The organism is Burkholderia sp. lig30, assembly GCF_000687455.2.
Taxonomy (GTDB): Bacteria; Pseudomonadota; Gammaproteobacteria; order Burkholderiales; family Burkholderiaceae; genus Burkholderia.
Window position 1 is genome coordinate 23,718 of record NZ_JGVW01000063.1, and the last position, 24,481, is coordinate 48,198.

At 68.4% G+C, this 24,481-nt stretch carries 28 protein-coding genes; 8 read left to right on the forward strand and 20 right to left on the reverse strand.

All coding sequences use genetic code 11. The annotated features are described in order from the left end of the window. Positions 1-53: 53 nt before the first annotated feature. Positions 54-380 carry a DUF2917 domain-containing protein gene (locus LIG30_RS08295; protein ID WP_038711198.1) on the reverse strand — a complete coding sequence of 109 codons (327 nt, stop codon included), beginning with the start codon at positions 378-380 and terminating at the stop codon, positions 54-56. A gap of 102 nt (positions 381-482) precedes the next feature. Here LIG30_RS08295 and LIG30_RS08300 point away from each other — a divergent pair, with 102 nt between their 5' ends. Then, the gene (locus LIG30_RS08300) at positions 483-1,424 is read left to right on the forward strand and encodes a transcriptional regulator GcvA (protein ID WP_038711201.1); all 942 of its coding nucleotides are present in this window, start codon (positions 483-485) and stop codon (positions 1,422-1,424) included. 46 nt (positions 1,425-1,470) lie between these two features. Here the strand turns inward: LIG30_RS08300 and LIG30_RS08305 are convergent, their stop codons facing one another. The 13 genes from LIG30_RS08305 to LIG30_RS26780 form a co-directional block, all read right to left on the reverse strand. Beyond that, positions 1,471-1,779 (reverse strand): HP0495 family protein, encoded by a 309-nt coding sequence (locus LIG30_RS08305; RefSeq protein WP_038711202.1) that lies wholly within the window; start codon positions 1,777-1,779, stop codon positions 1,471-1,473. Beyond that, positions 1,776-2,705 carry a D-amino acid aminotransferase gene (locus LIG30_RS08310; RefSeq protein WP_038711203.1) on the reverse strand — a complete coding sequence of 310 codons (930 nt, stop codon included), beginning with the start codon at positions 2,703-2,705 and terminating at the stop codon, positions 1,776-1,778. The genes LIG30_RS08305 and LIG30_RS08310 overlap by 4 nt, the downstream gene beginning before the upstream one ends. Before the next feature lie 49 nt (positions 2,706-2,754). Continuing rightward, a complete protein-coding gene (locus LIG30_RS08315) occupies positions 2,755-4,068 on the reverse strand; it encodes a D-alanyl-D-alanine carboxypeptidase family protein (protein ID WP_038711205.1) in 1,314 nt (437 codons plus the stop codon). Positions 4,069-4,487: 419 nt separating this feature from the next. Further along, positions 4,488-5,132, reverse strand: a complete 645-nt coding sequence (locus LIG30_RS08320; protein WP_038711207.1) for an alpha/beta hydrolase — start codon at positions 5,130-5,132, stop codon at positions 4,488-4,490. Positions 5,133-5,193: 61 nt separating this feature from the next. Beyond that, complete coding sequence (locus LIG30_RS08325) at positions 5,194-5,511, reverse strand: (2Fe-2S) ferredoxin domain-containing protein (protein ID WP_038711208.1); 318 nt, start codon at positions 5,509-5,511, stop codon at positions 5,194-5,196. A 183-nt stretch (positions 5,512-5,694) separates the two neighbouring features. Continuing rightward, positions 5,695-6,318 (reverse strand): ABC-type transport auxiliary lipoprotein family protein, encoded by a 624-nt coding sequence (locus LIG30_RS08330; protein ID WP_038711241.1) that lies wholly within the window; start codon positions 6,316-6,318, stop codon positions 5,695-5,697. A gap of 44 nt (positions 6,319-6,362) precedes the next feature. Then, positions 6,363-7,292, reverse strand: coding sequence for an MlaD family protein (locus LIG30_RS08335; protein ID WP_038711211.1), 930 nt, complete (start codon positions 7,290-7,292; stop codon positions 6,363-6,365). A gap of 27 nt (positions 7,293-7,319) precedes the next feature. Next, positions 7,320-8,159: an ABC transporter ATP-binding protein gene (locus LIG30_RS08340; RefSeq protein ID WP_038711212.1), complete on the reverse strand. Its 840-nt coding sequence runs from the start codon at positions 8,157-8,159 to the stop codon at positions 7,320-7,322. After that, entirely contained in the window at positions 8,156-9,280 is a 1,125-nt protein-coding gene (locus LIG30_RS08345) for an MlaE family ABC transporter permease (protein ID WP_038711213.1), read from the reverse strand. Before LIG30_RS08345 ends, LIG30_RS08340 begins: the two co-directional genes overlap by 4 nt. Positions 9,281-9,614: 334 nt before the next feature. Continuing rightward, entirely contained in the window at positions 9,615-10,013 is a 399-nt protein-coding gene (locus tag LIG30_RS26120; protein WP_152986040.1) for a hypothetical protein, read from the reverse strand. Positions 10,014-10,219: 206 nt separating this feature from the next. After that, positions 10,220-11,386, reverse strand: coding sequence for a glycosyl hydrolase (locus LIG30_RS08350; protein WP_038711216.1), 1,167 nt, complete (start codon positions 11,384-11,386; stop codon positions 10,220-10,222). A 76-nt stretch (positions 11,387-11,462) separates the two neighbouring features. After that, positions 11,463-12,350: a hypothetical protein gene (locus tag LIG30_RS08355; protein WP_038711218.1), complete on the reverse strand. Its 888-nt coding sequence runs from the start codon at positions 12,348-12,350 to the stop codon at positions 11,463-11,465. A 2-nt stretch (positions 12,351-12,352) separates the two neighbouring features. Continuing rightward, positions 12,353-12,511 carry a hypothetical protein gene (locus LIG30_RS26780; RefSeq protein ID WP_160326684.1) on the reverse strand — a complete coding sequence of 53 codons (159 nt, stop codon included), beginning with the start codon at positions 12,509-12,511 and terminating at the stop codon, positions 12,353-12,355. Positions 12,512-12,914: 403 nt separating this feature from the next. Between LIG30_RS26780 and LIG30_RS08360 the strand changes: the two genes are divergently transcribed. The 3 genes from LIG30_RS08360 to LIG30_RS08370 all read left to right on the forward strand — a co-directional run bounded on the left by LIG30_RS08360 (position 12,915) and on the right by LIG30_RS08370 (position 14,954). Continuing rightward, a complete protein-coding gene (locus LIG30_RS08360; protein ID WP_038711219.1) occupies positions 12,915-13,844 on the forward strand; it encodes a biotin--[acetyl-CoA-carboxylase] ligase in 930 nt (309 codons plus the stop codon). Continuing rightward, on the forward strand, positions 13,841-14,632 hold the full coding sequence (locus LIG30_RS08365; RefSeq protein ID WP_038711221.1) for a type III pantothenate kinase: 792 nt from the start codon (positions 13,841-13,843) through the stop codon (positions 14,630-14,632). Before LIG30_RS08360 ends, LIG30_RS08365 begins: the two co-directional genes overlap by 4 nt. Positions 14,633-14,705: 73 nt before the next feature. Next, a complete protein-coding gene (locus tag LIG30_RS08370) occupies positions 14,706-14,954 on the forward strand; it encodes a hypothetical protein (RefSeq protein WP_038711223.1) in 249 nt (82 codons plus the stop codon). A gap of 10 nt (positions 14,955-14,964) precedes the next feature. On the opposite strand, the gene rfaE2 is transcribed toward LIG30_RS08370, so the two are convergent. The 6 genes from rfaE2 to LIG30_RS08400 form a co-directional block, all read right to left on the reverse strand. Continuing rightward, positions 14,965-15,450, reverse strand: coding sequence for a D-glycero-beta-D-manno-heptose 1-phosphate adenylyltransferase (gene rfaE2, locus LIG30_RS08375; RefSeq protein ID WP_038711224.1), 486 nt, complete (start codon positions 15,448-15,450; stop codon positions 14,965-14,967). A 133-nt stretch (positions 15,451-15,583) separates the two neighbouring features. Further along, positions 15,584-16,459 carry a ferritin gene (locus LIG30_RS08380; RefSeq protein ID WP_038711226.1) on the reverse strand — a complete coding sequence of 292 codons (876 nt, stop codon included), beginning with the start codon at positions 16,457-16,459 and terminating at the stop codon, positions 15,584-15,586. Between the two features lie 417 nt (positions 16,460-16,876). After that, positions 16,877-18,085 carry a patatin-like phospholipase family protein gene (locus LIG30_RS08385; RefSeq protein ID WP_038711227.1) on the reverse strand — a complete coding sequence of 403 codons (1,209 nt, stop codon included), beginning with the start codon at positions 18,083-18,085 and terminating at the stop codon, positions 16,877-16,879. A 34-nt stretch (positions 18,086-18,119) separates the two neighbouring features. After that, positions 18,120-18,890: a PhaM family polyhydroxyalkanoate granule multifunctional regulatory protein gene (locus LIG30_RS08390; RefSeq protein ID WP_038711228.1), complete on the reverse strand. Its 771-nt coding sequence runs from the start codon at positions 18,888-18,890 to the stop codon at positions 18,120-18,122. Between the two features lie 70 nt (positions 18,891-18,960). Beyond that, a complete protein-coding gene (locus LIG30_RS08395) occupies positions 18,961-19,788 on the reverse strand; it encodes an enoyl-CoA hydratase/isomerase family protein (RefSeq protein WP_038711230.1) in 828 nt (275 codons plus the stop codon). Between the two features lie 98 nt (positions 19,789-19,886). Further along, a complete protein-coding gene (locus tag LIG30_RS08400; protein ID WP_038711232.1) occupies positions 19,887-20,879 on the reverse strand; it encodes a fumarylacetoacetate hydrolase family protein in 993 nt (330 codons plus the stop codon). A gap of 134 nt (positions 20,880-21,013) precedes the next feature. Between LIG30_RS08400 and LIG30_RS08405 the strand changes: the two genes are divergently transcribed. From LIG30_RS08405 to LIG30_RS08420, 4 genes are all read left to right on the forward strand, one after another. Beyond that, positions 21,014-21,871, forward strand: a complete 858-nt coding sequence (locus LIG30_RS08405) for an IclR family transcriptional regulator (protein WP_038711243.1) — start codon at positions 21,014-21,016, stop codon at positions 21,869-21,871. Positions 21,872-21,988: 117 nt separating this feature from the next. Next, complete coding sequence (locus LIG30_RS08410) at positions 21,989-23,239, forward strand: DUF3108 domain-containing protein (RefSeq protein WP_038711233.1); 1,251 nt, start codon at positions 21,989-21,991, stop codon at positions 23,237-23,239. 205 nt (positions 23,240-23,444) lie between these two features. Next, positions 23,445-23,702, forward strand: a complete 258-nt coding sequence (locus tag LIG30_RS08415; RefSeq protein WP_038711235.1) for a BTH_I0359 family protein — start codon at positions 23,445-23,447, stop codon at positions 23,700-23,702. Positions 23,703-23,906: 204 nt separating this feature from the next. Next, positions 23,907-24,481 (forward strand): homocysteine S-methyltransferase family protein (locus LIG30_RS08420; protein ID WP_038711236.1); only part of this gene is annotated, 575 nt, incomplete at its 3' end.

The window sequence follows — 24,481 nt, forward strand, 5'->3', positions numbered from 1 at the left end:
AATCCCATGCGTCTCGCCGGTCAGTGAAAGGGGCAGATCGCCGCCCTCGCCGCTCAGACCGTGCGCCAGCCGTCGCGGAACAACGACAGGAAGCGCGCGCGCAACCGCGCGAGGCTGCCGAGCGCCAGCTCCTTCGGCGGCCGCGCGACCGAGAACGCGACGCACGCGCTGTCCCCGCCCTCCGCACTGAGCCACAGCCGCTCGCCGCGCCGCAGCCGCAAGGTCTCGCCCGCCATCAGGAAATAGTCGTCGATGTCGTTGCTGCGCGTCGCCCACACCGGGCCGCACTGGACGGTCAGGCGCGTGCTGCGCACGACCTTCATCGGGATGGTCTCGCCCGGTTGCAGTTCGAACGTGATGCTTGAAGAAATTTCTTGCATGATCCGCTCCGCCAAAAAGTGCTTCGATGGCTACAATCCTAGCCAGACCAATGCGCTGGACCAAACGACCATTTTTCACGCCCTTGTGAGGAAAATTAGCCAATGGACCTCCGGCAGCTCCCCGCGCTGAACGCGATCCGCGCATTCGAGGCGGCCGCCCGGCACGAGAACTTCTCGCGTGCCGCCGACGAACTGTTCGTCACCCACGGCGCGGTCAGCCACCAGGTGCGCGGGCTGGAGGAGGCGCTCGGCGTGAAGCTGTTCGTCCGCAACGGCAAGCGGCTGTGCCTGACCAACACCGGCGCGCGCTACGCGCAGCAGGTCCGCACCGCGCTGATGATGCTCGCCGACGCGACGCGCGACGTCCGCGCAAGCGACCGCGACCGGCGGCTGGTGATCTCGATGCTGTCGTCGTTCGCCGCGCGCTGGGTGACGCCGCGCATCGGCTCGTTCATCGAGCGGCATCCGGAGATCGACGTCGAGCTGCAGTCGACGAACGGCCTCACCGATTTCTCGCGGGACGACGTCGATCTCGCGATCCGCTTCGGCTTCGGCGTCTATCCGGGGCTGCACGTCGAGCCGCTGCTCGACGAGGTGTTCTTCCCCGCGTGCTCGCCGAACCTGAACGGCGGCAAGCTGCCGCAGACGCCGGCCGATCTCGTCCACTACCCGCTGCTGCGCTCGGACGACGAGCTGTGGCGGCCGTGGTTCGATGCGGCGGGCCTCGACGCAGTGACCGAGCCGAAGCGCGGCGTGCTGTATCAGGATTCGTCGAATCTGCTGCAGGCGGCGATCGACGGGCAGGGAATCGCGCTCGTGCGCCGCTCGCTCGCGGTGCACGAACTGCTGGCGGGGCGGCTAGTGCGCCTGTTCGACATCGACGGGCCGAGCCCGTGGAATTACTTCTTCGTGTGCCCGCGCTCGTCGCTCGACACGCCGCGGGTGCAGGCGTTCAGGACGTGGCTGCTGCAGGAAGTCGCGCGGTTCAGGATGCTGTGCGGCGAACTGGACGCGCGGCGCGCGGCGGGCCCGGCCGCCGCGTGAGCGCCGCGGCACGCGCCCGGCGCCGCGGCGAGGACGGAAGACGGGATCAGAGCACGACCTTGACCATCGGGTGGCCCGTCAGCGCGCGGTAGATGTTGTCGAGCTGCTCCTGGCTCGTCGCGCGCACGGTGATCGTGAGGCCGGTGTAGTTGCCGCCGCTCGACGCGCGCTCCTCGATCTTCTCGAGGTCGATCTCGTTGTCGTGGACGCTGACGACCTTGAAGATCGTGTCCTTGAACTCCGGATGGGCGCGGCCCATGATCTTGATCGGGAAATCGCAAGGGAATTCCAGCAGCGACTCCTTCCGGGTATCGATCGCGCCGGTCAGCTCGATGGTTTTGGATGGTTCGCTCATGACTTTCTCCTGGTGGGGTCAAACTGTTCAAACTCGCGCGCCTTCGCGCGCTGATAGGCCGCGTACAGCGCCTCGAATACCGGGCCGGGCTTGCCGCCATGCACCGGCAGATCGTCGAGCTGCGTGACGGGCAGCACCTCCTTGGTCGCCGACGTGATCAGGATCTCGTCGGCCGCGCGCAGCTCCGCTTCGCTGATGTCGCGCTCGACGAACGGAATCCCGCATTCGCCGGCCAGCGCCTCGAGCAACGCATAGCGGATCCCTTCGAGGATCAGGTTGCTGCGCGGCGGCGCAAGCAGCTCGCCGTTCTTCACGATCCACACGTTCGACGACGCGCCTTCGGTCAGGCGCCCGTCGCGCAGCTGCAGCGTCTCGAACGCGCCGTGCTCGACCGCGTGCTGCGCCATCAGCACGTTGCCGAGCAGCGACACCGACTTGATGTCGCAATGGAGCCAGCGCCGGTCCTCGGCCGTCACGCAGCGCACGCCCCGCGCGCGCTCGTCGGCCGACGGCACGCGCAACGGGCTCGCCATCGCGAACACGGTCGGCACGATGCCGGCCGGGAATGCGTGGCCGCGCTTCGCGACGCCGCGCGTCACCTGGATGTAGACGATCAGGTCGCCGCCGCCGAGGCCTTCGGCGTTCGCGTCGACGATCGTGTCGACCAGCGCGCGCCAGCCGGCGTCGTCGTGCGGGTTGGCGATGCCGATCTTCGCCAGGCTGCGGTCGAGCCGCGCGAGGTGCTGCGCGATCCGGAACGGCACGTGCGCGCCGCCCGCCGCGTAGACCGGGACGACTTCATACACGCCGTCACCGAAGATGAAACCGCGATCGAGCACCGGCACGCACGCCTCCGATAGCGGCGACAGCGACACGCGGGATGCGACGCTGAGGTAGACGATCGGGTCGAATTCGGCCTGGCTCATGGCGATAACGGATCGGGGTGAAGACGTCGGGACGCCGGTGCCGGAACGCTTACTTCTTCTTGCTGAACATCAGCAGGATCGAATCCCAGATGCGGCCGAAGATGCCCGCTTCCGGCACCGCCTGCAGCGCAACGATCGGGAACTGCGACAGCGTCTTGCCGTCGGCGACGATCTTCACGGTGCCGACCTGCTGGCCTTGGGCGAGCGGCGCGATCAGCGGCGCGTTCAGGTCGACTTCCGTCTTGACCTTGTCGCCGAGGCCGCGCGGCACGGTCGCCCACTGGTCGCGCGTCACGCCGACCTGCACGGCGTTGCTCTTGCCCTTGTAGATGCGCGGCGTGTCGATCACCTGGCCGGACTTGAACAGGCGCACCGAGTCGAACGCGCTGTAGCCGTAGTTCAGCATCTTCATGCTGTCCTGCACGCGGTCGCTTTCCTTGGTCTCGCCCATCATCACCGACACGAGGCGGCGCGAGGCGTCGGCCGTACCCGGCAGCGAGCGCTTCGCCGACGAGATCAGGCAGTAGCCGGCCGCCTGCGTGTGGCCGGTCTTCAGGCCGTCGACAGTCGGATCGAGCCACAGCAGGCGGTTGCGGTTCGGCTGCCGGATGTTGTTGTACTTGAATTCCTTCTCCGAGAAGATGCTGTAGTACTGCGGGTAATCGCGGATCAGGTGTGCGGACAGCGTCGCGAGGTCGCCCGCCGTCGTGTAGTGGTTCGGGTCGGGCATGCCGTTCACGTCGGCGAAGTGCGTGCCCTTCATGCCGAGGCGCGCGACCTCGTCGTTCATCATGTTGACGAACTGCGCCTCGCTGCCGCCGACCAGCTCGGCGAGCGCGATCGCCGCGTCGTTGCCCGACTGGATGATCATCCCGTAGACGAGGTCGTGCACCGCCACCGGCTTGCCCGCCTCGATGAACATGCGCGACTCGTCGCGGCCGACGCGGCGCACCGCTTCGCTCGGCGTGACGATCTGGTCCATCGAGATCTTCTTCTTGTCGAGCGCCTCGAACACGATGTAGGCCGTCATCAGCTTGGTCAGCGAGGCCGGCTCGACGCGCTCGTCCGCGTTGCCGGACGCGAGCACGGTGTTGCCGGTCGCGTCGACGAGCACCCACGAGCGCGCGTTCACGCCGGGCGGCGGCACCGCGCCCGGCATGAACGTCGCGGGCGCGCCGGTCGCCTCGACGGCGGCGGCAGCGGGCGCGGCGGCCTTGGCCTTGGCGGCGGGCTTCGCCTCGGCGGCGGCGATCGTCGACGCGAGCGCGACGGGCAGCATCACGCCGAGCGCGACGTTGCGCGCGGCGACGCTGAGAGCGGTGGAGGATGCGAGGGACTTGAGGCCTTGGGAGGACAAACGCATGATCGATTCAGGCTGATGGCAGAAAGTGCGACGCACGAGGCGCGCGGTTGAGTCGCCGGGCGGCGGGCGTTTCGGCCTGCGCTTGAACCTCAAGCGGTGCGAAACGCGCCGGTTGGACACATGCGGACGCATTCGGTTCGCGATGCGTCGGCAGGCCGCGAACCGGACGCCGCATGGGGCCAGACCGGCCCGCGGGCGACGCGAAATGCGGCCATTATACGTGGCTGCGGCGTGCGTTTTGGTGAACGAAAACACACATGCCGCAAGGGCTGCGGGGCATGCGCGCGCCGGCTGATCGCGCCCCGCATTCGCGCAAACGGCGGGCCGCGCGCGTCGGATCGCCATCGCCCCGGCGCGGCAGACACGGAACGGTCGCGCGGCGCGCTGTGCTCAGGTGACGGAACCGGACAGGCTCGCGCTCAACGCCACGCGTCGACCACGACGCGCTTCAGCACGTGCAGCTTGCGATGGAAGAAATGCTCGGCGCCCGGAATCACGACGACCGGCAGCTCCTGCGGGCGCGCCCAGTCGTAGACCGACCCGATCGGCACGGTGTCGTCGGTCTCGCCGTGGATCACGAGCGTGTTCTCCGGCACGTCGGCGACCTGCCAGCGGCTCGCGGCCGTGCCGACGAACACCATCCGCTCGATCGCCTGCCCGGCGTCGCGCAGGCGCTTCGCGACGTGCGACAGCACGAAGGTGCCGAACGAGAATCCGGCGAGCACGAGCGGCAGCGACGCGTAGCCGGGCTGCGCGCGCATGTGCGCGATCACCGCGAGCAGATCGTCCGCTTCGCCCGCGCCGTGGTCGTGCGCGCCGTCGGTCGCGCCCACGCCACGGAAATTCGAGCGGTAGACGACGTAGTTGAGCTGAACGAGGGTGCGCGCGAGCGTCTGCGCGACCTTGTTGTCCATCGTGCCGCCGAACAGCGGATGCGGATGCGCGACGAGCGCGATGCCGCGCGGCGCGGCGCTGCCGTCGCGCACCGCGTCGGGCAGGTCGACGGCGATCTCGATGTTGCCGACCGGGCCGGGGATCAGGGATTTCTGCGTGTGGACGTTCATGCTTCGAATCGGGTGTGGCCGCGCGTGGCGCGCGGCGCTTCGTGTGCGGCGCGCACGGCGCTCAGATCTTCAGGCGTTCGACGACCTTGCCGTCGCGCAGGTGCGACTCGACGATCTCGTCGATGTCGGCCTGGTCGACGTAGGTGTACCAGGTGCCTTCCGGATACACGACCATCACCGGCCCTTCCTCGCAGCGGTCGAGACAGCCGGCCTTGTTGATGCGGACCTTGCCCGGCCCCGCGAGGCCGAGTTCCTTCACGCGCTTCTTCGCGTATTCCTGCATGGCCTGCGCGTCGCATTGCGCGCAGCTCGGCCGCTCGGCGCCCGGTTCGCGCTGGTTCAGACAAAAGAAAACGTGGTGCTGGTAGTAGGAATCCATGATGGGTCGCAACGAGCGGCCCGGCGGCAGTGCCGGGCCGGTGATGGCAGGAAGAAGGCGGACCGGACGATTATAGCGAGCGGCGTGCGCGGCCGCAGGCCGGCGCCCGGCCGGTGCCGCACGGGCACATGTGTGACGCGCGCATCGCGGGCCGGAGCGGCCGTCACGACCGCGCCGAGCGCGTCAGGGCGAGCCGGCGTACGCCTGCATGCCCACCCATGCGGCGATCTGCGCGATCAGCGCATCGCTCGCCATCGCGAGCGCCCGCGCGCCGCCCGCCGCGTCGGGCGTGCTCGACGGCGCGCGCGCGATGAACGTGCGCTGGCCGAGCACCTTGCCGTCCTGCATCAGCGTCGCGCGCGCGGTGACGGCGCCGTGGCTCTCGGCCTGGCCATCGAACACCTGCTCGAACTCGTCCAGCTCGACCTTGAGGGTCGGCGCGCGCACGCCGTCGGTGCCTTCCAGCACGGCGCCGCGCGACGACAGCGCGCCGCGCAGCCGCTGCGTGAGCAATTGCGCGGGCGGTGCGCTCCAGCGGCTGTCGCGGTAGACCGCGGTGCGCTGCGCGTCGGCATACGCGAGCCGGTAGACGAACTTGTCCGAATCGAGCGAGTCCGGCGCGCCGACGTCGAGCACCTTCAGCGCCGGGCCGGTGCCCGCCGTCGCGACGCTCGCGGCCGGGCCGAGGTCGTAGCGGAAGTTCGACTGCGCCGCGCTCGAGCCGGCGCACCCGCCCGCGAGCGCGAGCGTCAGCGCGGCGAGCGCGGCGGCGGCCGGCCGCAGCGCGCGGCCGAGGGTTCTGGGCATGACGGTTTCCTGCATGGTGATGATTCCCGGATTCGTGGGTCTGTTCAGTGGCCGGCCGCGGTGCCCGGCCAGACGAAGCCTGTCTCGCCCGGGCCCGGCGCCGGCCCCGGCGAACCGAACAGCAGGCTGCTGGGATTGCGGCCGAGGTCGCCCGCGACGTCCTTGAGGGTGCGCGACGCGTCGCCGACGCTCGTCGCGAGCGTGTTGAAGCGCGGCAGCGTGTCGTATTGCACGCGCCCGTTCAGCTCGTTGAGCGCGACGCCGACCTGCTCGGCCGCCGAGCCGGCCTTGTTCAGGTTCGACACGAGCGGGCCGTCCGGCTTCAGCAGCGTGCTGGCGGACGCCATCGTGCGGTTCACCTGCGCCATCGTCGCGGGCAGTTCGGCCACCGCCGGGCCGAGCGACTTCGACAGCGTCGTCACGCCGTCGGCGGCCTGCTGCATGCTGGCCGCCGTCGCCTTCAGCTGCGCGCGCATGTCCGCCGACAGCAGCGCGTTCGCACTCTTCGCGGCCAGCTCGAGCTGCCGCAGCAGCGCGTCGCCGCGCTGCTGAATCTGGTCGAACAGGCTCGGATGCATCGGGATCTGCGCGACCGCCTTCGGCGACGACGGCAGCGGCGCGAGATCGCGCCCGGTGTCGTCGAGCTGCACGAACGCGATGCCGGTCACGCCCTGGAAGCCGAGGCTGCCGAACGTCGATTGCGTGATCGGCGCGTCCTTGTCGACCATGATGCGGATCACGATCTGGCCCGGATGCATGCGGTCGAAGGCGATCGACTGCACCTTGCCGACGTCGAGCCCGCGATAGCGCACCGCCGCGTCCGGAAAGAGCCCGGTGACGTTGGTGCGCGCGATCAGGTCGTACGGGATGCGCACGGCGCGGTCGACATTGAACCAGAACACGGTGCCGGCGATCGCGAGCGACAGCGCGATCGTAAACAGGCCGGCCCAGAACGCATGTGATTTGTTTTCCATTCGCGGATTCCTATTGCCAACAGCAGACTACAGCTCGGTGCTCGACGGCGCCGGTTCGAGGGCGGCCTTCGGCAGCTTCGCGCGCCGCTCGGGCGGCAGCGCCTGCAGCGCGCGCCGGCCGCGCAGCCCCAGAAAATATTCGCGGATGAACGGGTGGTCGACATTCGCCGCCTCCTCCACCGGCGCCGCCACCAGCACCTTGCGGTCGGCGATCACCGCGACGCGCGTCGACAGCGCGGTCATCGTGTCCAGGTCGTGCGTGATCATCACGACCGTCAGCCCGAGCGTGCGGTGCAGCGTCGCGATCAGATCGACGAACTCGTCCGACGCCTGCGGGTCGAGGCCGGCCGTCGGCTCGTCGAGGAACAGCAGTTCCGGCTCGAGCGCGATCGCGCGCGCGATGCCGACCCGCTTGACCATCCCGCCCGACAGCGCGGCCGGCATCTTCGATGCGTGCTTGCACGGCAGCCCGACCATCTCGAGCTTCAGCATCACGATGTCGTCCAGCAGGTCCGCCGGCACCCGGCCGAGCTCGCGCAGCGGCTGCGCGATGTTGTCGAACACCGTCAACGACGAGAACAGCGCGCCCTGCTGGAACAGCATGCCCGAGCGCGTGCGCATCATGCGCGCGGACTCGTCGTCCATCTGCGACATGTCCTCGCCGAACACCCTGACCGTGCCGGACGTCGGCCGCTCGAGGCCGAGGATCTGCCGCACCAGCGTCGTCTTGCCCGAGCCCGAGCCGCCGACGATCGACACGATCTCGCCGCGCCGCACGTCGAAGTCGAGATGCTCGTGCACGACGTTGCGCCCGTAGCGCTTCGTCAGGTCGCGCACCTCGATCACCTTTTCGTCCGACAGCGTCATCCGAGCCCCACGTTCTGGAAAACGATCGCGAACACCGCGTCGGCGAGGATCACCACCGTGATCGACGTGACGACCGAGGTGGTCGTCCCTTCGCCGAGGCTTTGCGAGTTCGCCTTGATCCGGAAACCGAAATGGCAGGCGACGAGCGCGATCAGCATGCCGAACACGACGCCCTTGCCGAGCCCGATGAACAGGTTCGCGATCGGCACGACGCTCGGCAGCGAGCGCACGAAGTAGCTGAAGTCGATGCCGAGCACGAACTTCGCCGCGAGCGCGCCGCCCGCGAGCGCGATGACGTTGGTCCACATCACGAGGAGCGGCATCGCGACGCCGAGCGCGAGCACGCGCGGCAGAACCAGCCGCAGCCCGTGCGGGATGCCCATCACGCGCATCGCGTCGAGTTCTTCCGTCACGCGCATCACGCCGATCTGCGCGGTGATCGCCGAGCCCGAGCGGCCCGCGACGAGGATCGCCGACAGCACCGGGCCGAGCTCGCGGATCACCGACAGCCCCAGGATGTTGACGATGTAGCGGTTCGCGCCGAACTGCTGGAGCTGCTGCGCGGACAGGTAGCTGAGCACGATGCCGATCAGGAACGCGACGAGCGCCGTGATCGGCAGCGCCTGCGCGCCCGCGCTGTAGACGTTCGCCGACGTCTCCATCCACGGCATCGTCTTCGGGCGGCGCAGCACCGACAGCACGTCGAGGATCACGCGGCCGAACATCGCGATGCCACCCTGCAGGTGCTCGGCGAACGTGAAGATCGCGCCGCCGAGGCGCGTGACGGGATCGATGCGCACGACGGGCTCGGGCGCCTCGCGCTGGCTGTCGAGCCGCTCGATGCGCTCGAAGATCGTGCGCTGGTTGTCGGAGAGCGTGACACCGGGCGGCAGCGTGCGGCCCCAGACGCGCCACAGCGCCTGGCCGCCGACGTGATCGAGCCGCTCGATGCCGGACAGGTCCCATTCGCCGATCCGGTGCCTCGCAAGGGCCGCGACGCGCCGCGCGAGGGCGCCGCGATTGCGCGCGAGCGCAAGCGCGGTCCATTGTCCGTGCAAACGCACGATCTGGCCTTGGCTGCCGGCGTGGAGCGACAAGCCCGGAGGAGTCTCTGAATGCAAGGCGGCTTGAATGCGGGAGGATGACAGCGGCCATTGTAGCGAACCGTTTCGACGCGCGACGTGCGGATTTCTGCACGGTCCGTTGCATGGCCGCGCACAAGGATGCGACGGCTGCCCTCTGCCTACCTTGTGCCGCGTCAGCCGAACAGACGCCCGATTGCATTCGCGCCAGTCACACGTCCGTTCGATTCACTCACCCATCAGCAAGCCGGCCGTCTGCACGCGCCCCGCTCGGCCAACGCCGAAATCGCCGCGCGCGAATTCCCTGTACGCCCCAGTAGTGATGTCGTCGCCCCCAAGCCTGCCAAGGGCGGCAACCTCACCATGCGTGCGTCTAAAGCAAGCGGGTAGCATAAGGTTCAAGGTAAAGGACGCTCGCGAACATGGTGCCAATGCTGAGTGCGACAACCCATTTTTTCCGCGACCAGTTCTTATAGGCAATGGCATTAATAAAGCCAAAAATCAAGGCCGGCGCAAGTAAATACGCGAGAAAGAGACCCCCTTCCCACCACGAAACCGGACATTCGCCGAGCTCGCGGCATCCATGCGATGCCCCACCTGAAATTGCAGGCCAATCCATATGGCTATATGCGTAAAGCAACAACCACGTTAATAGCAAGCCACAGAGCATCCCGCATAGCGCAAGCGCCAGCCTTCTCACTTTATTTCCCAAAATAGAATCGACTTTGATTTTCAAAAGTCTGAATGTCGACGCCTTCTTCTCGTTACTCATCCGGATTTCATTTACCGATAAATGAGTGATAATTGCCCCGGTCCAAACTAGCGCGAACAAGAAAGAATGATCAATCAGACGAATCCGAAACCCCGCCGTTTTTTTGTTGTAGCGCTGACAAACGGCATGCGCGCTCGTCCCTCCATTGAAAGACGACCTGAGAGCGCAACAAGGGGCAGATGGTCGCAGCGATCAAGCCCCCCCATTCAGAACGCCCGTTTCTTGAGCGTGTAGGCATAAAGCGCATATTGCGTATTGGTTTCGCGATCGAACCAGCCACCCTGACTGATCCCGTCATCGACGTCGTTCCAGGACTTGCCGAAGTCGCTGCTGTAGAACGTGATGTCATGCGGCGCACCCGCGCGATTGTCGTCGCTCGCATAGACGAGCAGTACCCCGCGCTTCCCGATGTCCAGGCCTTCCAGCGTGTAACGCTCGTCGAACGTGTGCAATTGCGTGACCGGCGGCGTCTGGTAATTGGCCCACCTCGAAATCGCGCCGGTGCGCGTCCCTTTGTCGTTTCGGTCGTTCCAGTCGCGCGGGAGGCCCAGTTGCGACAGCGCGTAGATCGAGTAGGTATATCCCGGCGGCTCGTCGGTCGAGCCCAGCTGGACGACGACCTGATCCGGCAGCACGACGTCCTGCTCGAATTGCGCCGCCTCCCAGCGCAGCCGGTACACCACGCTGGACAGCTGGACCTTGCCGAGCATCGGCACGAAGTAGGCAACGCGCAGCGTGCCGTCCGGGCCGAGGTCCACCGCGTCAAACGTCTTGCGTGGCTTGCTGGCATCGGTGGCCATCGGCGGCGGCGGGATTTCCTGCCACGACCGGCCGCCGTCGGCGGTGCGCCAGATGTGCGGCCCCCAGCCGATCGCGTAGCCGCGCTGTGAGTCAAGAAACTGCAGGTCGTTGATGTTGTGATCTTCCGGCCATTCCAGTTGCGTCCAGGTTCCTCCTCCATCAACGGATCGCCAGAGTCTCGCGATGTGCGGTGCCGGTCCCTTGAGCGATGCGGCAGCCTTATAGTCCATCCAGTCCGTCGCGACGTAGATCGTGCTCCAGTCCTTCGAATACCACCATGCGGTGCCTTGGGCGGGCTGCTGGAACGAGCGGCTCATCCCGCCTTCCAGCGGGCCCCGCAGGAAATTCACCGTATATCGGTTGAGTCTTTCGTGGGAGTTGTTCATCCACGGTTCGGTCGGCTCCGCGACATCGGGTTTCTTACGCTCGCTCCTTGGCTTGAACGTGATGGCCGGACCGGCAAGTTTGAGCGTCATGACTTCATTGCCGCGCAGAACGAACCCGCCACCGCCATAGGGCCGATCCGCCTTCATGAATTCCGTCGAGATCGTGCTCCAGCCTGGTGTCGTCATGATTCGGTATCCATAAATCGTTACGGTGGCCAAGGTCAGCCCGGCCAGCAATGTCTTCCAGAAGGATTGACGCATGTCACTTGTTCATCAGCCGGTTCAATACCCGATTCACGAGTTCGCTCGATTCATCGCCGATTGCGCCGCCATAGTTCTTCAAGGCCCCCCACATGCTTGACCCGACCTGCTTGTAGGTGTCCACGTCCCCCCATTCCTCGGCGGCGGGGCCGCTCAGAATCAAAGCCATATCGATCGGATTCAACCAGGCCAGACCACCGTCCAGATAGGCGAGGGGATGTGTCTTGAACGCAAACTTCTTGAAATTCTCCTCGTCTACTTCCAGCTGGTACTGCGGTATCTTCATCTCAAACTTGCCATTACGAGGATTCTCACTGGCTAAACTAATCACATTCCCCTGCATGTTTTGACTCAGCCCATCTTCCATATAATTTTGCAGCGACCACCGTGCGTTATCCAGCCAGTCTTTTCCCCTGTCACTCAAACGGGGCTTCAGGCTCGCTCCATAGTTCGAGCAGTAGTAATACCCGTAGCTGATGTAATACGACGGTGGCTTGTGTCCACAGCCGATGTGCCGCATCATGAAGCTGCTGTGCCGCGACCAGTCGGAATCCGTGCAGTTCGGCGGAATCAGCTTGTCGCGGCGCGTCAAAAGGCGTTCGATGACCTCGACGTCTTTCCAGGGATTGAAATCGCGCGCAAATACCTTCACCGCGGCAAACGCGGCCGCGGAAGAGGCATTCGAGAGCTTGATCTTTTCGACGGTCTCGGTGTAGCCGCAATTCAGCGGGCGATAGTAGTACTCGCATTCGCCAATGATCGAATCAGCCGCAGGCGGCACGTTGAGGTCGCACTTGCCGATTTCTGCATCGGCCCGCTGCGTGTAGCCTGCTGGCGTCATGTAGGAATGGAAGACGCCGATCACTTTCGGGTTATCGTTTTCAGCCATTTTCAATCGCCCAGAAGCTTGAGCACCGCATCCTGCGGCACGTGACTGTTGGTCAGCGAGGTCTCCTCGCCCTTTTCGTTGATCATCCCTTCCGCGCTCGCATGGCTTGCCGGAATCTGCATCCCGCTCCGGTTCTGGACCGCATCCTCAAAGGTTCGCATGGCACCAATGTCGTTAGGTTTCCAAACTGGCACGACCGCCCGCATTGCTGCTACGGACGAGATATCGTCAGATGCGCACGAGTTAAGCAAATCATCAGATAAATGTCGATCGGACAGGTCCTAAATTCGCTTGGGAGATATCGACAAGCACCGTCCAACGGCACCTGTGCATGCAGCGGCGCGTTTCCATCGGTTGCTGAGCCCGGACGGCACGATACGGCGCCGGAGTTGACCGCCGATTCGGCGGCGTGCTTTCACTCCTGTTCGCCTTGACCCGATCCGGCAGTTGCGTACCCGCAGCGAAATGCTCTAGTTGTAGTTCAGCAGCATGCCTCCACTCGGCTGCCACCCGCCGCCACGCTTGCAGGCACGATCTCGTCCCCCTGTCGCTACAATAGGCGCCATGAACGCCCCGACCTCCTCCGACACGCCCGACTCCGGCGACGCGCACATCGCGCGCAGCCGGCTCGAAGCGCACCTGGACGCCGCGCCGCGCGCGTGGCCGCTCGACGTCGTCGCCGCGACCGGCTCGACCAACGCCGACCTCGCCGCGCGCCTGAAGACGCTGCCGCGCACCGCGAGCGCATTGCCCGCGCCGCTCGTGCGCGTCGCGTTCGAGCAGACGGCCGGCCGCGGCCGGCAAGGCCGCCCGTGGTTCGCGCAGCCGGGCAACGCGCTGCTGTGCTCGGTCGGCTGCATCGTGCCGCGCCCGATCGACGCGCTCGGCGGGCTCAGCATCGCGATCGGCGTCGCGCTCGCGGAAGGGCTCGCGGCGCTGCCGCTCGACGGCCGCTCCGGCATCGCGCTGAAGTGGCCGAACGACGTGCTGCTGACGGCCGCCGACGCCGGCGCGCGCCGGATCGTCGGCAAACTCGCCGGCATCCTGATCGAAACGGTCTGGACCACGCCCGCCGCGACCGCCGTCGTAATCGGCTTCGGCGTCAACGTGCGCGGCGCGGAAACGGTCGCAGCCCAGGTCGACGCGCAGCGCGCGCGCGAGGCGTCGCTCGCGGGCGCGCTGCCGCCGGCCGCGCTGTCGTCGGCCTGGTCGGCCGCCAATCTCACCGATACGCTCGCCGCGTCGCTCAATGCGCTCACGCCGGCGCTCGCGCAGTTCGCGGCCGAGGGCCTCGCGCCGTTCCTGCCGCGCTGGCATGCGCTGCACGCGTACGCGGGCCGCGAAGTGGTGCTGCTCGAACAGGGTATCGAACGCGCGCGCGGCATCGCGACCGGCATCGACGCGGCGGGCCAGCTGCTGCTCGACACGGCCGACGGCATCCGCGCGATCGCGGCCGGCGACGTGTCGTTGCGCGAGGCGGACGCGCAGCCATGAGCGCGCCCGCGCTGCTGATCGACGCCGGCAACAGCCGGATCAAATGGGCGCTCGCCGACGCGCGCCGCGACCTGATCGCGAGCGGCGTGTTCGGCCATGCGCGCGACGGCGGCGGCGATCCGGACTGGTCGCACGCGCCGCGGCCGCGCGGCGCGTGGATCTCGAACGTCGCCGGCCCCGACGCCGCCGCGCGGCTCGATGCGCTGATCGACGCGCAATGGCCCGCGCTGCCGCGCACGACGATCCGCGCGTGCGCGGCGCAATGCGGCGTGACGAACGGCTACACGACGCCCGGCCAGCTGGGCAGCGACCGCTGGGCCGGCCTGATCGGCGCGCATGCGGCATTCCCCGGCGAGCACCTGCTGATCGCGACGTTCGGCACCGCGACGACGCTCGAGGCGCTGCGCGCGGACGGCCGCTTCACGGGCGGGCTGATCGCGCCGGGCTGGGCGCTGATGATGCGCTCGCTCGGCACGCATACCGCGCAATTGCCGACGCTCACGACCGACATCGCGAGCGGCCTGCTCGCCGGCGCGCAGACGGAGCCGTTCCAGGTCGATACGCCGCGCTCGCTGTCGGCGGGCTGCCTGTACGCGCAGGCGGGGCTCATCGAGCGCGCGTGGCGCGACCTGACCGACGCGTGGCGCGCGCCGGTGCGGCTCGTGCTGGCGGGCGGCGCCGCGGACGACGTCGCGCGGGCGCTGACGGTGCCGCACACGCGGCACGATGCGCTGATTCTGTCGGGACTGGCGTTGATCGCCGGGGAGGCCGCCGCTGCCGCAGCCTGATGCGGATGCGGAGCGTAACTGCCGCACGATGACCGGCCGGCGTGCCGGTCGCTTGACGACAAGGGGGTTCGAGATGCTGCGCTGGCTGATCGCTGTTCTCTTTCTCGCCAACATGCTTGCGTTCCTGGCGGCGCGCGGCCTGTTCGGGCCGTCGCCCGCGGCCGGTGCGCGCGATCCGGGCCTGCTGTCGCGGCAGGTGATGCCCGGCAGTTTGCGCGTCACACCGCTCGCGCGGGGCGCCGATCAGGCGGCCGGCAACACGCCGGACGCCGCGCCTGCCTCGGCGTCCGCCCTGCCCGCCGCGTCCGCGCCGGCGCCGTGACGCCGAACGCTCAGGGTTGTTGCGCGCGCACCTTCTTCAGGAGCGAGGTCGTCGAGCGGTCGTGCTCGAACGGAATCGCAAGCGCGCGTCCGCCCCAGCCACGCACCAGCGCGGATTCCGGCAGCACGTCCATGTCGTAGTCGCCGCCCTTGACGAGAATGTCCGGATGCACGGCTTCGATCAGCGTGACCGGCGTCTTCTCGTCGAACCGCACGACCCAGTCGACGCTCTCGAGCGCCGCGAGCAGCGCCATGCGGTCGTCCTCGCGGTTGATCGGCCGGTCGTCGCCCTTGCCGAGCATGCGGACCGACGCGTCGCTGTTGACGCCGACGATCAGGCACGCACCGAGCGCTTTCGCGTCGGCGAGATAGGTGACATGGCCGCGGTGCAGGATGTCGAACACGCCGTTCGTGAACACGACGGGCGACGGCAGCGACGCGCGCATCGCGGCAAGCGCGTCGCGGGTGATCAGCTTACGTTCGAAGGAAGCGGGCATGATGCGTGAAGTGCGAGGATGAGGCGCGCGGCGCGCGCCAAAGAAAAAACCCGCCGGTGCTGCGCGGCGGGCTTCGTGTCGCCGCCGAGCGGCGTCGGGCGCGGCTGGCCCGAACGGGCCGGCCGCATCAGGCTCAGGCCGGCTGCGCAGCCGACGGGCTGCTTTCGGCCTGCAGGCGGCCCGTCACTTCCTTGCGGTAGCGGTTGAGCTCCTGCGCCGATGCGAAGCTGCGTCCGAACAGCACCGACAGGTTGTGCAGGATGCGCTCGACGACCTTCTTCTCCCACTCGCCGTCGAACTGGATCTGCTCGTCGAGCCAGCGCTCGAGCCATTCCGGATCGGGCAGGCGCGACTGCACGGTGTCGCGCGGGAACAGCGACTGGTTCACGTGCAGGTTGGTCGGGTGCAGCGGCTTCTCGGTGCGGCGTGCCGACGCCATCAGCACGCCGATCTTCGCGAATGCCGCGCGCGCGACGTCGCCGGAGGTGTTGAGCGCCTTCTTCATGTAGCGCAGGTACGCGCCGCCGTGACGCGCCTCGTCGCGCGAGATCGTATCGTAGATGTGCTTGATGACCGGCTCCGTGTGCCAGTCGGCCGCGCAGCGATACCAGTGGTTCAGGCGGATCTCGCCGCAGAAATGCAGCATCAGCGTCTCGAGCGGCGGCGCCGGGTCGAACGTGAAGCGCACCGCGTGCAGCTCTTCCTCGGTCGGCATCAGCTCGGGCTTGAAGCGGCGCAGGTATTCCATCAGCACGAGCGCGTGCTTCTGCTCCTCGAAGAACCACACGCTCATGAACGCGGAAAAGTCGCTGTCGTGCTGGTTGTCGCGCAGGAACATTTCCGTCGCGGGCAACGCGGACCACTCGGTGATCGCGTTCATCTTGATCGTCTTCGCCTGCTCGTCGGTCAGCAGCGAAGCGTCGAACGTGTCCCACGGAATGTCCTTTTCCATGTCCCAACGGACGGCTTCGAGCGACTTGTAAAGTTCCGGATAAAGCATGGTGTTCATGGTCCCACCCCTGTTCTGCGCAATGCGACTTCTTTTAAACGTGACCGTTGCGGCAAACGCGCGTCGCGAGTGCGTTTTTTGCAACCAAGATTTCAATTTTACGCGTTAATCCAGCGCCCGGACGCAGGTTTCGCTCCGGGCCGCCGGGCGGCCGCGCCGCCGCCGTGGGACATGCATGCCGTTCCGCTCGAACGGAACCGGTCGTGCGCGCCCGAGAGGGGCCGGCTCGAGCCGGCTTCGCTGGCGAACCCTTGCGCGCCCTTGTTCCGGGCCGGTGCGCCGGGCTGCTCGTATGGTGTATTCGGCGGCGGCCATAATAGCACGCACCCGTGACCGTTCCACGACAGCGGCGGGCCGCCCGACGCGGCGATGCGGCGAATCGTCGCGCCCCGGCGTCGCGAAAACGCAACCCCTCGATCAGACCCGCATTTCCCCGAGCGGTTGCCCGGCGGGCGGCGTGCTCGCGCCGTCCGCGCGCGCGATCCAAGCTCCGAGGGTGTCGCGCTGCGCGAGCCCGTCGCGATAGCCGAGCTCGATCAGTTCGCGCGCGAACGCCTCCTCGAACAGCAGGTAGCTCGCGAACGACGCGCCGGCGGGCTGGCTGCCGCCGACCGCGCCCAACAGCCCGCGCACGGTGAGCGGCAATTGCTTCAGGTGCTTCGCCGCGATCAGTTCGATGCGCTCGGACGGCGCGATCGCCAGCACGTCGACATGGCGCCAGCCGCTGTCCGCCTCGATCTCCTGCGGCAGGTGCGAAATCATCCGGTTGATGTGCTCGATGCGCTCGATGTCCGCGCCGATCGAGTCGAGGAACACGCTCGCGAGCACCTGCTGGCCGATCTGCGCAAGCGTCGGGTAGCCGCGCACCGCACCGGCGCCGTTCGCGGCGGGCACCTCGGGCCGCGCGTCGGCCGCGCCGACCACGACGATCCGGTCCGCGCCGAAGTGGATCGCCGGCGACAGCGGCGCGACCTGGCGGATCGAGCCGTCGCCGAAATACTCGATCTGGCCGTCGAGCACAAGCGGCACGGCAGGGAACACGAACGGGATCGCCGACGACGCGAGCAGGTGCGACGCCGACAGGTCGACGAGCCGCGCGGTGCGGTGCGCGCGCCGCCATGCCTGGATCGGTTCGGCCGCCTGATAGAACGTCAGGTGCCGGCCGCTCGAATAGCTGAGCGCCGTCACCGACAGCGCGTGCAGCACGTGCGCCTCGAGCATCTGCTCGATCCGGTGAAAGCTCAGCTCGCGCTGCAGCAGGTGCGCGAGCGGCGCGTTGTCGAGCAGCCCGCGCGGCGAGCGGCGCGCCGCCCAGCCGAAGCTCATCGTCGCCAGCCAGCGCGCGCCGGCGGCGGCGATGCCGAGCCAGTCGGTGCGGTAAACATAGTCGGCGCGCAGGTGCTCCCAGAATTCGAGCAGGCGGCGCACGCCATGGGCGAAGTCGTCCGCGTGGCTCGCGATCGACGTCGCGTTGATCGCGCCCGCCGACGAGCCGCACACGACGCCGAACGGCACCGTGCGCCGTTGCGGATCGACGTCGAGCGCGATCTCGGTCAGCGCCTTCAGCACGCCGACCTGATACGCGGCGCGCGCGCCACCTCCCATCAGTACGAGCGCGAGCCGCATCGGTCGACCTGCTACATGCGCGGTGGCCGGGTCGTCACGCGCCACGCTTCGGCGGACGGCTCGCGGGCGTCGACGCCGCCGCCGCGCGCGCGGCGGCCGATACCGGCTTCGCGCGCTTCGCGGCGGGCTTGCGCGCCGGCGCGGGTTGGTCGGCCACGGGCCCGGCTGCTGCCTCGGCTGCTGCCTCGGCGGGAGGCTCGGCAGCAGGCGTGGCGGCCGCGTCGGGCGCAGCCTCGGCCGGCGCTGCGCCCTGCGCGCCCGGTTGCGCCATCGCGAGGCTCGCGAGCTGGCTGAACTGGGTTTGCAGCAGATTCCACCAGCCGGACGGATCGAATGCGGCATTCGGCGATGCAGCCTCGCCTTCGGGCGGCGGCGCCTCTCCCGGCCCGGCCTTCGGCGCATCGCCGTGCGGCGCGGCGGCCGCCTGCGCGGCAGCGACTGCCTCCTCGGCGGCCGACATCGAGCTTTGCGCGAACGCGCCGAACGCGCGCAGCGTCGCGAGCGTCGCGCGCTGCACCTCGAGCGCCTGGATCGCGGACTGCAGCATGCCGAGATTCAGCTTCAGCCACTGCTCGACCGCACGCAGGTCGGTGATCCGCTTGTCGAGTTCCTCGACGCTCGTGAGCGGCGCCATCATGTCGGACATCGACGACAGCGAAGGCGGCAGCCCCGGCATTGCGCCGGGAAACGCGGCCATGCCGCCGAACGGCGACAGCCGCATCATCTCCCACATCTTGTCGAGCATGTCGGCGGGCTTGAAACCGGCAAAGCCGGGAAACGGGGTGGAGCCTTGGGGGTCGGTCATTCGGCGTTCCTTCGTCGCGGGGAAGGGATGGCAGCCGCGCCGCGCGGCCGCCTGTGTCGATCATAGCGCGTCAGAACGGCGCGTCGCCGGAAAAGCCGGGCGGCCGGCGCTCGCGCAGCGAGCGAATGCCCTCGTGCACGTCCGGCCCGGAGAAGCCCATGAATTCGAGCGCGAGCGACGTGTCGAACGACGGGCCGGCCATCCGCAGCCAGTTGTTGAGCGCGTACTTGGTCCAGCGGATCGCCGTCTGCGAGCCGTGCGCGAGCTTCTCGGCGACTTCGTACGCCTTCGGCAACAGGTCGTGGTCGTCGACCGCGAGCGACACGAGGCCGATCCGTTCGGCCTCCTCGCCGCTCACCGGCTCGCACAGCAGCAGGTAGTACTTGGCCTTCGCCATCCCGCACAGGAGCGGCCACACGATCGCCGCGTGATCGCCCGCCGCGACCCCGAGGCGCGTATGGCCGTCGATGATGCGCGCGCTCTTCGACGCGATCGAGATGTCGGCGAGCAGCCCGGCGACGAGACCCGCGCCGACGGCCGGCCCGTGCATCGCGGACACGATCGGCTTGCTGCAGTTGATCACGTTGTAGACGAGGTCGCGCGCCTCGCGCCATACCCGCGCGCGCACGTCGAAGTCGTTCGCCATCTGCTCGACGAGCGCGAGATCGCCGCCCGCCGAGAAGCCCTTGCCTTCACCGCGGATCACCGCGACGCGCGTGTCCGGATCGCGATCGACGTCGCGCCAGATGTCGGCCAGCTCGCGATGCATCCGCTCGTCGGCAGTGGCGAGGCCGCTCTGGTTCGCGCCCTCGCCGCTCATCACGATTTCCAGAATGCCGTGCGGCTGCCGCCGCACGCGCAACGCTTCATAACCGCTGTACGCGGCGAGATCGGACATGCCCGCTCCTTGCTGATTCGTCATGCGTCGAGTGTAGCCAAGCGCGCCCGCGCGGTCATCGGGCGAAACCCGGCGCGTCCGCGCATCGCGCCGCCACGTCAGGCGGCGCCGTCGGGCGGCGCGACCGACTGCTCGATCGCGCCGAAGATCGACTTGCCCGTCTCGTCGAACATCTCTATCCGGACGGTATCGCCATAACGCATGAACTCGGTGCGCGGCGCGCCGTGCTCGATCGTCTCGAGGCAGCGTTTCTCGGCGATGCAGCAGTAGCCGCGCTTCGAGTCCTTGTTCGACACCGTGCCGGAGCCGACGATCGCGCCCGCGCGCAGGTTGCGGGTCTTCGCCGCGTGCGCGATCAGCTGGCCGAAATGGAACACCATGTCGACGCCCGCGTCGGGCTGGCCGACCTTCCTGCCGTTCCAGTGGACGATCATCGGCCGGTGCACGCGGCCCTCGCGCCAGTGCTCGCCGAGCTCGTCGGGCGTCACCGCGACCGGCGCGAACGCGGAAGCCGGCTTGCTCTGGAAGAAGCCGAAGCCCTTCGCCAGCTCGGCCGGAATCAGGTTGCGCAGCGACACGTCGTTGACGAGCGCGACGAGCCGCACGCTCTTGAGCGCGTCGTCCGGCGACACGCCCATCGGCACGTCGCCGGTCACGACCGCCACCTCGGCCTCGAAATCGATGCCCCACGCCTCGGACGGGCAAACCACGTCGTCGCGCGGCCCGAGGAAATCGTCGCTGCCGCCCTGGTACATCAGCGGATCGGTCCAGAACTCCGGCGGCATCTCGGCGCCGCGCGCGCGGCGCACCAGCTCGACGTGATTCACGTACGCGGAGCCGTCCGCCCACTGGAACGCGCGCGGCAGCGGCGCCATGCAGGCGGCCGGGTCGAACGCGAACGCGTGGCGCGCGCGACCGTGGTTCAGCGCGTCGTACAGCTCGCGCAGTTGCGGCGCGTAGAAGGCCCAGTCGTCGAGGACGCGCTGCAGGGTCGGCGCGATCGCGTCGGCGATCGCGGCGGTATGCAGATCGCGGGACACGACGATCAGCTGGCCGTCGCGCGTGCCGTCCTTCAGCGAAGCAAGTTTCATAAGGGGAATCAGCCGTTATAGTGACGATGGAAGGAATCTATTTTACGATGGTGAATCCGTGCGGCGCGCGCCCCTCGCGCGCCGCGTCCGAATCGCCCGTTGCCCGTTCACCGCGCGTTGCGCGCCGCTGCCCCATGTCCGCCACTCCCGCCCCAGACGACGATCTCGCCGAATCCGACAGCGCCGACGAGGCCGCCGGGGAGAAAGTCCGCTCCGGCATCCAGTCGATCGAAGTCGGCTTCCGTCTGCTCGACGTGCTGACGAGCGAGCCGCGCGCGATGATGCTGCGCGATCTCGCGCAGCGCGCGGGCATGAGCCCGGCGAAGGCGCACCGCTATCTCGTCAGCTTCTCGCGGCTCGGCGTCGTCGCGCAGGACCCGGTGTCGGGCCGCTACGAGCTCGGCGGCTTCGCACTGCAGCTGGGCCTCGCGCGGCTGGCACGGGTCGACGGCGTGAAGCTCGCGCGGATCGCGCTCACCGCGCTGCGCGACCAGCTCGACCAGACGGTCGGCATCGCCGTATGGGGCAACCAGGGGCCGACGATCGTCCACTGGATGGAATCGAGCCATCCGGCCAAGGCCTCGCTGAAGCTCGGCGACGTGATGCCGCTGCTCGGCTCCGCGACGGGCCTGCTGTTCGCCGCGTACCTGCCGCGCGGCAAGACGGCGCCGATGATCGAGCGCGAGCTGGCCGACTCGCGCCGCTCGCCGCATTACAGCGGGCCGCGCACGCTCGCGGAGGTCGACGCGGCGCTCGCCGACGTGCGCGCGCATCAGGCCGCGCGCGTCGAGGGGATGTTGCTGCCGACGGTCCACGCGCTCTGCATGCCGGTGTTCGACGCGGTCGGCGAGCTCGCGCTCGCGATCCTCGCGCTCGGGCAGGAAGGCTCGTTCGACATCCGCTGGGGCGGCGAGATCGACACCGCGCTGCGCGCGTGCGCGCAGAAACTGTCGTACGAACTCGGCTATAGTCCGAACCCGCGCGACGCGTGATGCGCCGATGCGCGAACGTTCGGCGCGCGCACCGGTCGGAATCCTGACGAGCCGCCCGGCTGCGCGTTGCGCGCCGCTCGTCCCGCGGCCGACGCCCGCCCTTTCCGTTTCGCTCCGATGCCGCCATCCGACGCACGCTCCCGCTCCGCTTCGCCCCGCCACTGGCTGCGCGCCGGCATCGCGCTCGCCGTCGTGCTGGCGCTGCACGGGCTCGCCGCGCTGTGGCTGTCGCGCAGCCGGGACGCCTTCACGCCGCTCGCGCCCGCCGAGGTGCCGGTGCAGATCACGCTACTGAAACCGCAGCCGATCGAACGGCAGGCGGCGCCCGCCGCGCGCCGGACGACGGCCGCCGCGCACCGGCGCACCGGCCCGGCGCACCGGGCGGCACCGCGACCGGCACCGTCGGCGCCGGTGCTGGCCTCGACGCAGACCGCCGCCGACGGTGTGCCGCCGCCGGACGGCGCCACGCCGTCGCACGGCGACGCTTCGGGCACGGGCACCGGCACCGGTACTGGCACAGACACGACCGGCTCGCCGGCAGGCGCCGCCACCACGCCCGGCCCGCCCGCCACGGGCGCGAAGTTCTCCGTGCCGCCGTCGGGCGACCTCCGCTACGACAGTTTCTTCAACGGCATGCAGAACTCGCCCGGCACGATCCACTGGCGCACCGACGGCCAGACCTACGACCTGTCGGTGTCGATGCCGGTGCCGTTCGTCGGCCCGTTCCGCTACCGGAGCCAGGGCCGCATCGACGGCTTCGGCATCGCGCCGGACCGCTACGTCGAGCAGCGCGGCAAGCGCCCCGAGGACATCGCGATCTTCAACCGCGACACGAAGGAGATCGTCTTCACCCGCACGCCCAACAGCCTCGCGCTGCCGGACGGCGCGCAGGACCGCTTCAGCATGCTGATGCAGCTAGCGGGCCTCGTGCGCGCCGAGCCGGACGCCTACCGGCCGGGCGTCACGCGCCAGTTCTTCGTGGTCGACAACAACAGCGGCGAAACCTGGCCGATCACGGTGATCGGCGACGAGAACGTGCGGACCCGCGCCGGCTTCGTCGCCACCCGGCACTTCATGCGGCTGCCGCGCCGCGCGGGCGACACGCGCCGCATCGACATGTGGCTCGCGCCGTCGCTCGGCTGGCTGCCCGCGCGACTCGTGCAGACCGAACCCAACGGCTCGCAGATCGAGCTGTTGTGGAGCGGGCCGCTCGCCGCACCGGAAACCACACCGGAAACCACACCGGAAGCCGCACCCGAGACCGCGCCGGACGGTGCGCCGCCCGCCCCGGATGCGGCGCCCGGCACGGGCGATGCCCCGCCAGCGCCCGCCGGACCGGCGGGCGAAGCCGGCGGCAACGCGCCCTGACATTCTTTGACAACTCTTTAACAACTATTTCAGTCCACCGGCGGACAATAGGAAACGTTTAGGCAGTATCGGTTTCTAACCGATAACACTCTTGACGCCCTCGGGAAGGTGAAGAGAGTGTGCAGCGCCAGCCCCTTGAAACCGGTACGGCCCGCCCCACCTATGGGGCAACAGGCCAGAAGCCACTGCAAAGAGGAGTGCCGCCATGCAAATGATCTACAACAGCCCCAATTACTGCGTCGTCGAATTCGCGCCGCAGGCCGGTCACCACGCGATGAACGCGGGCGGCTATGAAATCGTCGACAAGAACACGCAGCGCGAGATCTTCATCGACGGCGAGTTGGCGGAACGGTTCCGCGAGCACGTCAAGCAGTTGATCGAGGACGAGCCGTCGCTGGACGAAGTCGACGAATTCCTCGGACAGTTCGACAGCCTGATGATGCAACCGGTCGTGCTGCACTGACGACACCCAGGCCCGGCCGGCGCGATGCGCCGCCGGGCCACGCGCAAGCGGCGCGCTTCCCTCGCCGCCCGAGCACTCCCTCTCCCCCGCCCGGCATGCCGCGCGGGGGATTTCATTGGCGCGCGTCGCGGCCCGCGCCATGCCGGGCGACACCCGGTCGCAACGGCTACAATGGCGGTTTTCCCGATTCGCCGGTCATCCGCCATGTCAGCGCCTTCATCCGTCGTTCCTTCCGCCCAGTCCGCCGCGCTCGCCGCTCCGTACACGCGCGGCGCCCAGTTGCCCGCGCTGCTGCAGCAGCGCATCCTGATCCTCGACGGCGCAATGGGCACGATGATCCAGCGCTACAAGCTCGACGAGGCCGCGTATCGCGGCGAGCGCTTCAAGGATTTCCCGCGCGACGTGAAGGGCAACAACGAGCTGCTGTCGCTCACCCAGCCGCAGATCATCCGCGAGATCCACGACCAGTATTTCGCCGCCGGCGCCGACATCGTCGAGACCAACACGTTCGGCGCGACGTCGGTCGCGCAGGCCGACTACGGGATGGAAGACCTCGTGATCGAGATGAACGTCGAATCCGCGCGGCTCGCGCGCGAATCGGCGGCGAAATACGCGACGCCGGGCAAGCCGCGCTTCGTCGCGGGCGCGATCGGGCCGACGCCGAAGACGGCGAGCATCTCGCCGGACGTCAACGATCCGGGCGCGCGCAACGTCACGTTCGACGAGCTGCGCGACGCGTACTACGTGCAGGCGAAGGCGCTGCTCGACGGCGGCGTCGA